At 60.5% G+C, this 14,221-nt stretch carries 11 protein-coding genes; 5 read left to right on the top strand and 6 right to left on the bottom strand.

All coding sequences use genetic code 11. The annotated features are described in order from the left end of the window. Positions 1–13: 13 nt before the first annotated feature. From ACYYKW_RS21220 to ACYYKW_RS21210, 3 genes are read right to left on the bottom strand one after another with little or no spacing between them, the layout of a single operon-like run. Entirely contained in the window at positions 14–1,174 is a 1,161-nt protein-coding gene (locus ACYYKW_RS21220; protein ID WP_336355543.1) for an NAD/NADP-dependent octopine/nopaline dehydrogenase family protein, read from the bottom strand. Between the two features lie 28 nt (positions 1,175–1,202). Then, the gene (locus ACYYKW_RS21215; RefSeq protein ID WP_090284111.1) at positions 1,203–2,246 is read right to left on the bottom strand and encodes a PLP-dependent cysteine synthase family protein; all 1,044 of its coding nucleotides are present in this window, start codon (positions 2,244–2,246) and stop codon (positions 1,203–1,205) included. 13 nt (positions 2,247–2,259) lie between these two features. After that, positions 2,260–3,654: a Y4yA family PLP-dependent enzyme gene (locus ACYYKW_RS21210; protein ID WP_464991065.1), complete on the bottom strand. Its 1,395-nt coding sequence runs from the start codon at positions 3,652–3,654 to the stop codon at positions 2,260–2,262. Positions 3,655–4,268: 614 nt separating this feature from the next. On the opposite strand from ACYYKW_RS21210, the gene ACYYKW_RS21205 reads away from it, so the two are divergent. From ACYYKW_RS21205 to ACYYKW_RS21190, 4 genes are all read left to right on the top strand, one after another. Further along, entirely contained in the window at positions 4,269–5,159 is an 891-nt protein-coding gene (locus tag ACYYKW_RS21205; protein ID WP_464991064.1) for an HpcH/HpaI aldolase/citrate lyase family protein, read from the top strand. A gap of 23 nt (positions 5,160–5,182) precedes the next feature. Then, positions 5,183–5,584 carry a ParB N-terminal domain-containing protein gene (locus tag ACYYKW_RS21200; protein ID WP_093100878.1) on the top strand — a complete coding sequence of 134 codons (402 nt, stop codon included), beginning with the start codon at positions 5,183–5,185 and terminating at the stop codon, positions 5,582–5,584. A 110-nt stretch (positions 5,585–5,694) separates the two neighbouring features. Beyond that, complete coding sequence (locus ACYYKW_RS21195; protein ID WP_336355546.1) at positions 5,695–7,932, top strand: TonB-dependent receptor; 2,238 nt, start codon at positions 5,695–5,697, stop codon at positions 7,930–7,932. 90 nt (positions 7,933–8,022) lie between these two features. Beyond that, entirely contained in the window at positions 8,023–8,391 is a 369-nt protein-coding gene (locus ACYYKW_RS21190) for a fe2+ zn2+ uptake regulation protein (RefSeq protein WP_093100883.1), read from the top strand. A gap of 18 nt (positions 8,392–8,409) precedes the next feature. Here the strand turns inward: ACYYKW_RS21190 and ACYYKW_RS21185 are convergent, their stop codons facing one another. After that, a complete protein-coding gene (locus ACYYKW_RS21185) occupies positions 8,410–9,009 on the bottom strand; it encodes a LuxR C-terminal-related transcriptional regulator (RefSeq protein ID WP_093100886.1) in 600 nt (199 codons plus the stop codon). 113 nt (positions 9,010–9,122) lie between these two features. Here ACYYKW_RS21185 and ACYYKW_RS21180 point away from each other — a divergent pair, with 113 nt between their 5' ends. Continuing rightward, complete coding sequence (locus tag ACYYKW_RS21180) at positions 9,123–10,754, top strand: ATP-binding response regulator (protein WP_464991063.1); 1,632 nt, start codon at positions 9,123–9,125, stop codon at positions 10,752–10,754. 33 nt (positions 10,755–10,787) lie between these two features. On the opposite strand, the gene ACYYKW_RS21175 is transcribed toward ACYYKW_RS21180, so the two are convergent. Together ACYYKW_RS21175 and ACYYKW_RS21170 are read right to left on the bottom strand one after the other, a co-directional pair. Continuing rightward, positions 10,788–11,960, bottom strand: coding sequence for a cystathionine gamma-synthase (locus tag ACYYKW_RS21175; protein ID WP_464991062.1), 1,173 nt, complete (start codon positions 11,958–11,960; stop codon positions 10,788–10,790). Then, entirely contained in the window at positions 11,957–13,333 is a 1,377-nt protein-coding gene (locus ACYYKW_RS21170; protein ID WP_464991061.1) for a pyridoxal-phosphate dependent enzyme, read from the bottom strand. The genes ACYYKW_RS21175 and ACYYKW_RS21170 overlap by 4 nt, the downstream gene beginning before the upstream one ends. Positions 13,334–14,221 lie beyond the last annotated feature (888 nt).

Raw genomic sequence — 14,221 nt, 5'->3', positions numbered from 1 at the left:
ATGAGTGAAAAGGTCATGCCGCAGCGCTGGCCGTGTGTGGCCATTGGCGCGGGAAATAGTCGAGGGCCGAGTCGCGCAGACCGTGCATATAAGCCACGCTCCACTGCAGGACTTCCTCGATGTGGGGCACCTTGATTTCGAAGCGCCGGGCCATCTCCACCAACAGCACCAGGCCGTAGGCGACATCTTCGTTGAAGGCACGGCTTTCGCGTTCGATCACGTAGCCGGCGCGGTTGTCGGCGGCCGGCACCATCGGCGCGAGAATGTCGTTGTAGGCCTGATTGGTGCGCAGGATCGAGAGCATGCTGCTGGTGTCGCGGATCTGCTCGCCGTAGGCCTCGACGATTTCCTGTTTCAGCGATTTCACCGACGACAGGTCAATGCCCAGACGCTGGCTGATCACCGCGCAGAGCGCCTGGCTTTCCTCGTCCATGCGCTCGAGAAAGTACGCGCCCAGCTCCGGGCATTCGGTCCACCAGCACATGCGTTGCGGGAAGATCTTGCGATGCCATTGGCCGTACGGGCCGATCAAGCCGTAGATCACCGAGCTATGCATGATCGGGTTGCCCGGCGTCAGGGTGATTTCCAGATAGTGCTCGAGCAACGTTACGCAGGGGCCATACAGACGCGTGAGAATGGCCTGAAGCTGATGCCGCGACGCCTGCGATTCACGGGCGTGGGTCGCCACGTACAGCTGGCTTTTGCCACCGCCCATTTTGATCGAGCGCCCCGGACTCAGCTCGAACGCGGTGTGCGGCACATCCTTCATGCCCCAGATCACCACATTCGGCCGCTCGGGCAGCGTCGCCTCAGCCAACCAGTCGAAACCGCAGAAGCCCGGAATTGCGCCGACGTATACCGGTTTGCTTGCACTCAGGTGCGGGGCGATGGCTTGCAGGGTTTGCTGGCGCACGTGAGCGGGCACGGTGATGATGACCAGATCGGCATCTTCCACCGCGCTACGCGCATCCGCCGTGACCCGGTCGAGACGGGCGCTCAGGTACGAGCCATCCGGCAACAGCGCTTGCATCGGCGTCTGCCGCGCGTGCTGTTCGATGACCTCGGGGTTGTGGGTGAGCAGCGACACCTGCACATCGGCCAGTTGCTTGAACAGAATGGCGTTGAGATGGCCGGTCCTGCCGCCACCACAGATGGCGACTTTCAACAGATTCATCGAGAGGCGTTCCTGTGTGAAGGGTGGGTCATGCGACGCTCAGTTGCAGCGGCGCGGAAACGGATTCCAGCCATTGGGTCTTGCCCAGCCAGATGTCCAGTTGTGCGCCGATACCCGGGTCGAGCAGATCGCGCTCCTGCAGCCATTGATCGTCGAACACGGTGTGCAGGTATTTCTCACCGCCATCGGCAATCGGCACCACGACATTGCCGCGCAGCACACCTTTGTGAATCAGCTCCAGCGCCTTGAAAATTGCCCCACCGGTCGAACCGCCCACCAGCAAGGCAAAGTTGCGGGCGATATAGCGTGCGGTTTCGAAGGCTTGCGAGTCGGTGACCTGCACGCCCAGATCGATGCAGCTGTAATCGAGCACCAGGCCAACGGTGTCGCCGGCCGGAGTGCCGGTGCCCGATTGGTAGTAGGGATAGCCGGGATGGCCGAACACAATCGAACCGGCCGGTTCGACGCCGACGGTCACGGTGTCGGGGTTATGTACTTTCAGGCCGCGCGCAATGCCGGTCATCGAACCGCCCGTGCCGACACAACCGACATACGCACCGATCAGGCCCTCGGCCTGGGCCACGGTTTCGCGGACGAAGTCGCTGTAGCCGCCGGCATTCGCGGCATTGTCAGACTGGTTCATGAACACCGCTCCGGGAATTTCCGTCGCGAGTTCGGCAGCCATGCGCTGGCGTTCGACGACGGCGACTTCATCCTCGCGGTAGGTGCCTTTAACGAAACGAACCTCGGCGCCGAGCGCTTTCATCACCGCGATCTTGTCCTGCGCGGCGTGGTGATCGACCACAGCGATGAAGTGCAGACCGAACTCGACCGCCGCCATGGCCAGACCGATCCCGGTGTTGCCGGACGACGACTCGACCACCACGCCGCCGGGTTTCAGCCGCCCGGACTTGAGCGCCGCCAGCACCATGTTGCGCGCCATGCGATCCTTGATGCTGCCGCCGGGATTGTTTTTTTCAACTTTCAATAACAACCGGGCGTTGGTATCCGGTACATCAATAGCCAGCATCGGTGTATTACCGATAAGATCGGAAACTTTATTCAAGATCATTTAGTTAGTCCCTTCAGTAGTCAGGTGTGAACGCGTAATTACCTTCCGTACAACAGGTTGCCGTTAACCGCCGGGGCAGGGGATGGCGATGAAACTGGTTTTCCAGCAAGTCCATCTGATAGCCGGCGGTATTGATGTAAACCAATAAGTCGCCGCTTTCTGGGGGTGTTGCGAAGTTGATCAAGCGATAACTGATGACGTCGTCGTCGAGACAACTATGCCCAGCAATATAGGCCTGGCTCGGGGCGGCGGGGCGTGGCTCTGGGCTGATCAATAGCGGATCTACCAGATATTCCGAGGCGAACCAGGTTTCGCAGGCGCTGAAACTACTGCCCTCAACAAAGATGACGGTTTTGTTGTCGGCAAGCTTTTTTGTTCGGGTGATGCGGAAAATCGAAATCGCCGCTTGGTCCACCAGACTTCTTCCCGGCTCCAGTGCCAGTGTTATTGACTGCTGCCGCAAGTAAGCGGCAATTGACCGGCCCGGCGAATGTTCGGCTTCGAGGAATAATGTCAGCCATTGCGGCGCCGTCAGGTCGCTGCCGTAAGGATAATAGTCGGCCGGAACTTTCTGGTTGTAATAGTGGCTCGGGTTATTGTCGTTCTGCAAAAAGCCGGCATAAATCTGGGGCTCGACATAACGAATCGGCAATCCGCCACCGATATCAATCATCTGCGGATCAAGGCCCATTTCCCGTGCCGCTTCGACGAATCCGGTGACTTCCCGAAACGCTTGAGCGCGGGATTCGAAGCCGTAGCCGCCGAGGTGAAAATGAAACCCTTCGAAGCGGAAAATCTCAGGGTGTCTGGCCAATCGTTGCAGGCATTCGAGCAGGTCTTCAGCACCCATTCCGAAACGGCTTTTACCGCTGTTCTTCGGCCGGTAACGCAGCAGAACCCTTGATGTTACTGGGCTTGGTTGTGCTTCCTGCACGTTGCGCAGGTGATCGAATTCTTCCAGCGAGTCCAGGCAGATCAGTGAACCTGCATCGATCAGCGCCTGATGAAACAGCGCCGTTTTCGCCGGTCCGGTGGCGCAGATGTTCTCGCCGGGAATGGCAGCGTGTAGCGCGTCCCGCAGTTCGTGAAGGCTCGACACATCGACACCGATGCCTGACTTGGCTGCGGCGCCGAGCAGGCTTTGCGACTTGTTGGCCTTGGCGCCATAAAAGATCGCGTGGGCAATGTTGAACCGTTTCAACACATTCAACAGCGCTTGTGCATTGGCTTCAAACGCATGCGGCCAGACCAGATTCAGAGGGGATCCGTGTTGTTCCAGCAAATTGCCCAATGTATTCGGGAAGTGCTTGATAAACGTGGTAATAACCGGGTCGATCAATGGCTGTAACATGAGCGGATGATGGACTTTATGGTCCTGCTCGGAAGTTGCGGTATTTATTCCAGGCATAGTTAACCTCTGGCGCGGAAAAATAACTTCGCCATAGCAATATCGACAACAAGCCGTTATCGAATCATGAAGTGTCGCTGCTCGTCAGAGACGGGTTTTTATATTGGCGGGTGGCGGATGCCAAATGAGGGCAGATGTTGGATCCGATATACCCGGCGTCATAAATAATTCATCAAACGTTTGCATAAGAACCCCGATCCATAAGGTTTTGCACGAATGTGCTAACTGGCCATTAGTTGTAGGCCAATACTCTTGGAATACCAGAACTGATGTTCAAGTGACATCAGCTGATCGGTCTTTTCCAGGTGTCACTGACTTGCTTTGAAACGCCGATAGTTCCTGTTGGCGGCGTGAACAATATTGCGAACAGGAACGATTATCAAGTAAGGTTTTCAAATATTTTTGAATAAAGCCCAGCGCAAGGCGAACCCATGAACGTGTATTAACACGCTCAAGGACTCGTTCGCCCGCAAATAAAAACAACGGTTAATTGCTTGATCGACAAGGCATTAACGGTTGTCGCGACAAGCCCCGCAACGGCAGGCGAAAAGTCCCGTGCGGGGGCTGCGGGAATCTTCCCAAACCACGACTGGTTCACACCAAGGAGCAACGCCATGCAATCGGATCGACTCAACCGCAAAACCCGACGCGCGATCAGCTACCTGTTCGTGCCGGGTAACCGTCCCGAGCGCTTTGCCAAAGCGGTCGAAGCAGGGCCGGACGCGATCATTCTCGACCTCGAAGACGCCGTTCATCCGGACAGCAAGGCCGCCGCCCGCGCCGCCATCTGGGCCTGGCAGGAGAGCGCGCCGAGCGTTGCCTGCGAGCGCTACATCCGCTTGAACAGCGTCAGCAGTGCGCTGTTTCGCCAGGACCTGACCTGGCTCAGCGACATGCGCTATCCCGAGCGCTGCAGCGGGATTTTCCTGCCCAAGGCCGAATGCCCCGAGGCGTTGGCGGCGGTGGTCGAGCGCCTGCTGGCGTGGCAGCCGCAATTGCACGTCATTGCGATCATCGAGACCGCCAAGGGGTTGCAACAGGTCGAATCGATTGCCGCGATTCCAGGCTTGGCGCGGCTGGCGTTCGGCTCGCTGGATTTCGCTCTGGACATCGATTGCAGCCAGACTCCCGAGGCGTTTCTGTTCGCTCGCAACCGCATCGTGCTGGCGTCGCGCACGGCCGATCTGCCGGCGCCGATCGATGGCGTGACGCCGGCAATCAGCGATCTGGCGGTGGTCGCCAAAGACGCGCAATACGCCCGGTCGCTGGGGTTCGGCGCCAAGCTGTGTATCCACCCCGGCCAACTGGCTACGGTGCAACGCGCCTTCCTGCCGGATTCGCGGCAGCTGGCCTGGGCCGACCGGGTCATGCGCGCCGTGGCCACCGGCAGCCATGCGGTGCAAGTCGATGGCGAGATGGTCGATCTGCCGTTGATCGAACATGCCCAGCGCCTGCTCGACGTCGCCCGCCAGCACGCGCCGATTGTTCGCGCCGATGCCTGCTGAATCGCGGCGCACAGGAGATCACCATGGCACACGGTTATCAGATAGCGCTGCGGCCGCTCTGCGAAGTGCGGCAGTCCGAGCAGGTCGATCCGGCCAACGTGACGATGCTGTGCGAGTCGATTGTCCGCGCCGGGCATTGGCTCGAGCCAATCATCGTCGAGCGCTCGCGCGGCATCGTGATGGATGGCAATCACCGCTTCACCGCGGCGTTGCAACTGGGCCTGAAGCGGGTGCCGTGCATCCAGCTCGATTACGGCGATCCGCGGGTCTGCGTGCGGCACTGGCAGACCGGGCAGGTGTTCGAGGTGGAACGGATTTTCCGCACCATCGCCCGTGGCGAGATGTTCCCGTACAAGACCACCCGGCACGCCTTTGACCCGGCGTTGCCGGTGGTGGCGATACCGCTGGAGCGCCTGTACGCCTGACCCGCAGCAAGTGCAAAAAAATAAAACCGACTGCGGGTGATACTTTTTCGCAAATCGACTGGCAATAGGAGTGATTACCATTTTCCCTCGATGAAAAGGATCCTCACGTCATGCCTGTTGTCAGTCGTCCTTGCGGTGAGCGGGTGTTAACACTCGCTGTGCGTACCGCCATGCTGAATTTCGTTCTGGTCGCAGGAAGCGCCAATGCCTGGGCCGCCGGCTCCGGGCAGACCGACGTCGCCGCCCAGACATCGAACGGCGCACCCACCGCGCCGGCCGATGACAGCAAGGACGCGCTGACCCTCGACACCACCAACATCAACGCCCGTTACAATAGCGCCACGGCGTTGCCGGAAACCCTCGCCGGAGGGCAGGTTGCGCGTGGTGCGCGGCTGGGCATGCTGGGCAACAAAGACGTGATGGACACGCCGTTCAGCGTCACCAGTTACACCGCGAAAACCCTGGCCGACCTGCAGACCGTGACGGTCGCCGATGCGCTGGAGCGCGACCCTTCGGTGCGTTCGACCGGCCAGACGGGCGGCATCGTCGATTCGTTTTTCATCCGCGGCTTCCCGATTGGCGAAGGCAACCTCGGCGAGCTGGCGTTCGATGGCGTCTACGGCGTTGCGCCGAACTATCGGGTATTCACCGATTACGCCGAACGGGTGGAAGTGCTCAAGGGCCCCGGCGCGCTGATGTACGGTATCTCCCCGAACAGTGGCGTCGGCGGGGTGATCAACATCGTGCCCAAGCGTCCGCTGGACGAAGACCTGACCCGATTCACCGGCAGCTACGCCTCCGACTCGCAGGTTGGCGGGCATCTGGATCTGAGCCGGCGCTTCGGTTCGGAGAACCAGTTCGGCGTGCGTTTCAACGGCAATCTGCAAGGCGGCGACACGGCGGTCGATGATCAGCAGCGCGACCTCGGCGTCGGCGCCATCGCGCTGGATTATCGCGGCGAGCGTCTGCGCTTGAATCTTGACTACATCAGCCAGAAAGAGAGCTGGGAAGCCGCCTCGCGGCCCTTCACCATCGCACCGGGTGTCGATGTGCCGTCCGCACCGAACGGCCGCACCAACCTGCCGCAGGATTGGGGCTGGTCGGACACCAAGGAGCAGTCGGCGCTGCTCGGTGGCGAATATGACCTGACCGATAACGTCACTGTGTTCGCTCATGCCGGCGGTGGCCGATCCGACGTCAAGCGCCTGTCCGATCAGGTGCCGAGAATCCTCAATGACGCCGGCGACACCAGCAATATTCCCGGCTACTACAAATTCAATGTCGACCGCTCGACTGCCGATGTCGGCCTGCGCGGCGTATTCGCCACAGGCCCGGTCACGCATACCACGACGATCATGGCCACCCGTTATCAGGATGAGCTGTCACGCGGGATCACCAATGGCACCGCGATCCTGTCGAACATCTATCACCCGGTTGACGTGCCGCAGCAGTACCTCAGTTCGCCGAAGGTTCAGCGGGTGTCCGAGTCGGAGCTGTCCGGTGTGGCGTTGACCGACACCTTGTCGATGCTCGATGACCGCTTCCAGCTGACCCTCGGCGTGCGCCGCCAGGACATCGAGTCGCGCAATTACAACGCGGCCGGTGCGGTCAGTTCCAAGTACAGCGACAACGCAACGACGCCGCTGGTTGGCGTGGTGGTCAAGCCGTGGCAGGACGTTTCGCTGTACTACAACTATGTCGAAGGCCTGTCCAAAGGCGACATCGCGCCGGGCACTGCGAGTAACGCGGGCGAGACCTTCGCCCCGTACGAATCGAAGCAGCATGAGATCGGCGTCAAGTACGAACACGGCACATTCATGACCACGCTGGCGTTGTTCCAGATTGAAAAACCCAGCGGCGAGATTGGCGCCGGCAATGTGTTTTCGGTGCAGGCTGAACAACGCAACCGCGGTGTCGAGTTGAGCATGTACGGCGAAGTCGCCAAGGGCACACGTCTGATGGGCGGCGTCACCGTGCTTGACGGCGAGCTGACCGATTCGGCCACAGCGGCCAATCGCGGCAACAAACCGGTCGGCGTGCCGGACGTGCAGGCCAACCTCTGGGCCGAATGGGATACGCCGTGGCTGGAAGGCTTCACCCTGACCAGCGGGGCGATTTACACCGACCGCCAATACGTCAACCAGGCCAACACGCAGGAACTGGATGCCTGGACGCGTTTCGATGCCGGTGCGCGTTATGCGACCAAAATCGAAGGCCGGCCGACCACGTTCCGCGCCACGGTGCAGAACGTCTTCGATCGCGAGTATTGGTCGGGCGTGGCTTCCTACGGCGCGTTTTCGCCGGGCTATCCGCGCACGCTGCAATTGTCGGCCACCGTCGATTTTTGATGACAGCAGCGAGGCAGTTGCCCGGTCATCCGGCGACTGCCTCTTCTATATAGAGAGCGGCTTGAACATTTCAGAAAAGGAATCTTCGTCATGTTGAACAATCCCGGCGTTGCGGCGCTTGGCGCTCGGCCCGCAATTTCCCCGGTGCCGCGCGAGTTCGATCGCAGTGCCAATCAACACATTCGTCAATTGCTGAGCCACTTCGGACTGCGCAGCAGCCTGATCCGCTTCAAGGTGCTCAATGCGCTGCTGCTTGCCAGCCGTGATGGCTATTCAACGGGAGTCAACGGCGTGCATGCGTGGGTGGCCTCGTCGTCACCGCAGTTGTCGTTCATCAGTGTGCGTGAAGTGCTCAAGCGCCTGTGCCTCGAAGGCTTGATCACCCTGGAACAGGACAAGAACTACCGCTTCACCCGGCAAGCCCGGGCCATCCTGCAGCAACACGACCATTGCTTGTAGGCGCGGGACCAGCTGCGCCTACACCAGCCCGAGATACTTCACCGCGGCGGCAGCCCGCGAAGGCACATCGAGGGTGCGTAATAAACAAGACACGTGAATGCGCACCGTGAAGGGTGAAATGTCCAGCTCACGGGCGATTTCCTTGTTGGTCTTGCCTTGCGCTATCAGCCGCAACACTTCCTGCTGACGAGGCGTGAGGGCGCTGGCGGGCTCCAGCGGCAGCAAGCCTGACGGGGCAAACTTCACCAGTACCTCGCCCGCGCGGATCGCCAGAATCGCCTGACCGATTTCATCCGGGGCGATGTTCTTGCCGATAAAACCGTCAACACCCGCGCTCATGACCTCGCTGATCAGCGCCTGGTCATCGACCATCGACACCACGATCAGCGTGGTGCGCGGCAAGCGTCGGCGCAGTTCGGCGAGTTGGGTAATGCAGGTCAAACCCGGAAAGCGCAGGTCGAGTATCAACGTATCCGGCTCGCTGCCCAGCAGCGCGGTGACAGCGTCGAGGTCACCGGCCTCGTCGATAGTCGCCTCGGGGAGCAAGCGCTGCACAGTGCGCAACATCGCTTCGCGAAACAGTGGGTGATCGTCGGCTATGATGATCCGGCATGCCATGGCGCGACCCTCCCTGGGTCAAGCGTTAATCAAGGCTGGCACCTTAGCATCGGACGCGAAGGTTGCCTGTAGGCTGCTTCCGAAACTGACGAACGCTGCACAAGGACGTTTACATGAAATTCGAGAAAAACACCGAACTCGATCAGGCCAATCTGCGCATCATCATCGCGGCCATCGCTGTGGTTTACATGATCGGGTTGAGCTTTGTGCCCGGCCATCGCGTCGATACCTACCTGCCGGTCATTACCTACATCAGCCTGTTTTTGCTGGCTTCCATTGTGTTCCGCCAGGCCATTGCGCGCTGGCCCGGGCATTATCCGGCGCGGCGGGTTTTTGCCATGATTCACGATTACACCGGCACCTGTTTCGGTCTGGTAGTCGGCGGCGAAGCCGCGCTGCCGTTGTACGCGGTAATGGTCTGGGTCAACCTCGGCAATGGCATGCGCTATGGCTCGCGCTATCTCGCGGTGGCCACCGGTCTGGCGTTGCTGGCGCTGCTGGCGGTCTATCGCCTGACGCCGTACTGGCAGGCGCAACCGTTCATGGTCCTGATGCTGATGATCACCAGCACCGTGATCCCGTTTTACGCACACCTGCTGCTCGAGCGCACGCGCAAGGCGTCGGAGGAGGCAGAGGCGGCCAATCTGGAGAAATCACGCTTTCTCGCCCAGGCCAGTCATGACCTGCGTCAGCCGATCCATTCCATCGGTTTGTTCACCGCGTGTCTGCGCGAGTCGCGCCTGGGCGATAGCGAACGCAGACTGGTCGATAATATCGACCGTTCACTGCTCAACGTCTCGCAGTTGTTCCGTTCGATACTCGACCTCTACACCCTCGATAACGGCCGGGTCGAAGCAAAAATGCAAACGCTGAACCTCGGTGATTGGCTCGCGGACATCGTCCGCCAACATCAGGAAGCGGCGCGTTGGGCGGGTGTCGAGCTGCGTTTGCGACCTTGTCACCACTGGGTCAGAACCGACCCGGCGCTGCTGGCGACCATGGTGCAGAACGTGCTCTCCAACTGCTTCAAATACGGCGCGCAGCGGCCGGTGCTGATCGGCGTGCGTAAACGCGGGGCAGGGCTGGCTATCGTCATCCATGACTGCGGCAATGGCATTGCCGAAGAGCACCTGCACAAGGTATTTGAGGAGTTTTATCGGGTGCGGCAGGTACGCGACAAAGATGTCGAGGGTGTCGGGCTGGGCCTGTCGATCATCAAGCGTCTGGGTGAACTGATCGATGTGGACGTTGCTCTGCGCTCGCGGGTAGGGTGCGGCACGGCGGTGACCCTTGCCGGTTTGCCAATCGTAGCGGCGGCGCAGTCACGACTTGTCCGCGGTGAAGCGCGACAGGTGGGTTTGTTGAAGGGGCTGAAGGTGTGTCTGGTAGAGGATGATCGCAACGTATTGCTGGCGACATCGACGTTGCTCGAGCGCTGGGGCTGTGTCGTGCAAGCCGAGTGGTCGGCCGAAAACCTGGTCACCGACTGCGACATCCTGGTCGCCGACTATGACCTCGGCACCCATGCCACTGGCATCGAATGCATCGATGAAGTGCGCAGGCAGCGCGGTTGGGCAGTGCCAGCGATGATCATTACCGGCCACGATGTCGAAAGGATTCAGGCGGCCTTGCACGATCGGCAGATTGCGATTCTGTCGAAACCGGTGCACCCCGCCGAGTTACGCACGACGCTGCGCGCCCTGCGTGATCGACGAGGCGAATCCGCCGAAAACGTACTGACGTAAAATCTGCTCTGCAGGCTTTACGTCAGTGCTGTGCTAGATTTTTGCCAGTGCCCTGGCCAGGTCGGCACGCAGGTCTTCGACGTCTTCAACCCCGACCGAGAGCCGCACCAGCCCATCGCCGATCCCCAGTTTCGCGCGGGTTTCGGGCGGAATGGTCGCGTGGGTCATGATCGCCGGATGTTCGATCAGGCTCTCCACGCCGCCGAGACTTTCGGCCAGGGCGAAGATCTGCACGTTCTCGAGGAACCGCCGCGCGCCGGCGAGATCGCTGTTGAGGTCCACGGAAATCATCCCGCCGAAACCGCGCATCTGCCGTTTCGCCAGTTCATGCTGCGGGTGTGACGGCAAGCCCGGGTAGTAGACGCGTTTGACCTGCGGCTGTTGCTCAAGCCACTGCGCCAGATCCAGCGCGTTGCTGCAGTGACGCTCCATGCGCAGCGCCAGGGTTTTCACCCCGCGCAAGGTCAGGAAGGCATCGAACGGCCCGGAGATCGCCCCGACCGCGTTTTGCAGGAAGCCGAGTTTCTCCGCCAGTTCGGCGTTTTGCCCGACCACCGCGATACCGCCGATCACATCGGAGTGGCCGTTGAGATACTTGGTGGTCGAGTGCAGCACGATGTCGAAGCCCAACTCCAGCGGGCGCTGAATGTACGGGCTGGCGAACGTATTGTCGGCCACGCAAATGATCCCGCGGGCGCGGCAGATGCGGGCGATAGCGGCCAAGTCCGACAGGCTCAATAGCGGGTTGGTCGGTGTCTCGACCATGACCATGCGCGTGTCGTCCTCCAACGACGCCTCGAATGCCGACAGATCAGCCAGATCGACAAAACTGAAACGGTGCCCGGCGCTGCGCTGGCGGACCTTGTCGAACAGGCGGAACGTGCCGCCGTACAAGTCATTGCCGGAGACGATGTGCGAACCGGCATCGAGCAATTCCAGCACCGTGGAAATCGCCGCCAGCCCCGAAGCGAAAGCGAACGCGCGGGTGCCACCCTCGAGGTCCGCCACACAGCGCTCGAGGGCAAAGCGCGTCGGATTGTGCGAGCGCCCGTAGTCGAAACCCTTGTGCACGCCGGGGCTGTCTTGCAGGTAGGTGGAGTTGGCGTAGATCGGCGGCATCAGCGCGCCGGTGGTCGGGTCCGGTTGTTGCCCGGCGTGGATCACCCGGGTCGCGAAACCCTGGGATTTATCGTCGTGCTGACTCATGCAAGGGATCTCCGTAATTGGTTGAGCATGTCGGTGCGGGTGATCAAGCCATGGAAACCTGTGGCGTCGGCGACGATGGCGACGAGGCCACGGCTGAGCACCGCTTCCAGCTCGGCCAGCGCCGCGCCGGGGGCGAGGGTTTGCAGCTTGTCGGTCATCACGCTGGACACCGATTGGCTGAAGCGCGCAGCGTCTTCGTGCACCGCCATGAGGATATCCGACTCATCGATCACACCCACCAGTTGCTTGCCTTCGACCAGCACCGGCAGTTGGGAAACATCGGCGAGACGCATGCGCTGAAACGCGGTCAGCAGGGTGTCGTCGGGGCCGACACTGATTACCCGGCCGTCCTCGAAACGCCGAGCGATCAGGTCGCGCAAATCGCCGTAGCCTTTGCGTTGCAGCAGGCCCTGATCGGTCATCCACTGGTCGTTGTAGACCTTCGACAAGTAACGCGTGCCGGTGTCACAGACGAAACTGACCACGCGTTTCGGCTCGGTCTGCTCGCGGCAATAACGCAGCGCAGCGGCGAGCAGGGTACCGGTCGACGAGCCACCGAGGATGCCTTCGGCCTTGAGCAACTGGCGCGCGTGATCGAAGCTTTCGGCATCGCTGATCGAGTAGGCGTGACGCACGCTGGAAAGGTCAGTGATCGACGGGATGAAATCCTCACCGATGCCCTCGACCGCCCATGAACCGGGCGTCGGCAGGCTGCCGTCGCGACTGTATTGCGCCATCACCGAACCGACCGGATCGGCCAGCACCATCTCCAGATCCGGTTGCACACGCTTGAAGAAACGGCTCAGGCCGGTCAGCGTACCGGCCGAACCGACACCCACCACAATCGCATCCAGATCATGTTCGGTCTGCGCCCAGATTTCCGGCGCGGTGCTGCATTCATGGGCGAGCGGGTTGGACGGGTTGTTGAACTGGTCGGCGAAAAACGCGCCGGGAATGTCTTTCGCCAATCGGGCGGCGACGTCCTGGTAATACTCGGGATGGCCCTTGCCCACATCGGAGCGGGTGATGTGCACTTCGGCGCCCATGGCCTTCAAATGCAGGACTTTCTCGGTAGACATTTTGTCCGGCACCACCAGCACCACCCGGTAGCCCTTGGCGCGGCCAACCAGCGCCAGACCAAGGCCGGTGTTGCCCGCTGTCGCCTCAACGATGGTGCCGCCGGCTTGCAAACGGCCGTCGCGTTCAGCGGCATCGATCATCGCCAGACCGATGCGGTCCTTGATCGAGCCGCCGGGATTTTGGGATTCGAGTTTGAGAAACAGCGTGCACGGGCCGGTATCGAAACGGGTGACCTGAACCAGCGGAGTATTGCCTATCAGCCCAAGCACGGCAGGGCGTGATTCCTTTGACATTTCTTCACCTCATGATGGTGTTGATCGCGTTCCAGTCGCGAAGAAAGACTCGCGTGCAACATAGGCTCAGCGATGATCCGTCGCAACCTTTAGTCCTGCGTTGATGCAGCCAGTTTGATCTAACGATAGAACGAAATCAGCGCCGTGCCGGGCGGGTTTGAACGGGTTTACACAGACGCGTCATTGAGTTTCCGAAGGGCGGCATAGAAGCGTGAATTGCTTGAACATCAAGGAGACTTTCTGAAGCGTTTTTGTGGGCGGAGACTGCTCAAATCGCCAGCAGGCTGGCTCCCACCGGTTTCGCGGTGCAGGCAAGGCTTGGAGCAACACGCAGATCCACTGTGGGAGCCAGCCTGCTGGCGAAGGCTATCCGTCAGTCGCCGAAGTGCTGGATGAACCACCGCTATCGCGAGCAGGCTCACTCCTACACTTGGATTGAGTACATTCTCAAGTGCGGGTCGGCTGTCAGGCCGTCATCGCTTGCAGGCAAGCTCCCACATTTTGATTGCATTTCTTCAGTTCGAGCGCAGTCTGAAAATCAAAAGCCCCTCACCCTAGCCCTCTCCCAGAGGGAGAGGGGACTGATCGAGGTGGATGGGAGAGCTACGCCGAACTGCGATACCGAGTCGAATACAAATTTCAAATCCAACCAAAGTCAGCTCCCTCTCCTCGGGGAGAGGGCTGGGGTGAGGGGCAGCCACACCACAAATCCCAAGCCAACCACCCGCTTCTAACCACTCAACAATGAGCGCCAGCTCGAGTGCTCTTGATCTTGCGTCACCGGCGACGTCGGAAGGCTGAGCGGAGGGATTGATCCGGGTGTGGGAGCGCAGCGACCGTACGACGAAGTCGTACACAGCGGAAGTAGGTGCAGCGAAGCAAACCGTA

This window comes from Pseudomonas sp. 15C (assembly GCF_055484735.1).
This window is presented reverse-complemented; position numbering and strand designations above follow the sequence as displayed.

What these genes read in the sequence shown, in the direction of transcription:
- ACYYKW_RS21220 (WP_336355543.1), bottom strand. Translation starts at nt 1,174, where the DNA reads ATGAATCTGTTGAAAGTCGCCATCTGTGGTGGCGGCAGGACCGGCCAT.
- ACYYKW_RS21215 (WP_090284111.1), bottom strand. Translation starts at nt 2,246, where the DNA reads ATGATCTTGAATAAAGTTTCCGATCTTATCGGTAATACACCGATGCTG.
- ACYYKW_RS21210 (WP_464991065.1), bottom strand. Translation starts at nt 3,654, where the DNA reads ATGCCTGGAATAAATACCGCAACTTCCGAGCAGGACCATAAAGTCCAT.
- ACYYKW_RS21205 (WP_464991064.1), top strand. Translation starts at nt 4,269, where the DNA reads ATGCAATCGGATCGACTCAACCGCAAAACCCGACGCGCGATCAGCTAC.
- ACYYKW_RS21200 (WP_093100878.1), top strand. Translation starts at nt 5,183, where the DNA reads ATGGCACACGGTTATCAGATAGCGCTGCGGCCGCTCTGCGAAGTGCGG.
- ACYYKW_RS21195 (WP_336355546.1), top strand. Translation starts at nt 5,695, where the DNA reads ATGCCTGTTGTCAGTCGTCCTTGCGGTGAGCGGGTGTTAACACTCGCT.
- ACYYKW_RS21190 (WP_093100883.1), top strand. Translation starts at nt 8,023, where the DNA reads ATGTTGAACAATCCCGGCGTTGCGGCGCTTGGCGCTCGGCCCGCAATT.
- ACYYKW_RS21185 (WP_093100886.1), bottom strand. Translation starts at nt 9,009, where the DNA reads ATGGCATGCCGGATCATCATAGCCGACGATCACCCACTGTTTCGCGAA.
- ACYYKW_RS21180 (WP_464991063.1), top strand. Translation starts at nt 9,123, where the DNA reads ATGAAATTCGAGAAAAACACCGAACTCGATCAGGCCAATCTGCGCATC.
- ACYYKW_RS21175 (WP_464991062.1), bottom strand. Translation starts at nt 11,960, where the DNA reads ATGAGTCAGCACGACGATAAATCCCAGGGTTTCGCGACCCGGGTGATC.
- ACYYKW_RS21170 (WP_464991061.1), bottom strand. Translation starts at nt 13,333, where the DNA reads ATGTCAAAGGAATCACGCCCTGCCGTGCTTGGGCTGATAGGCAATACT.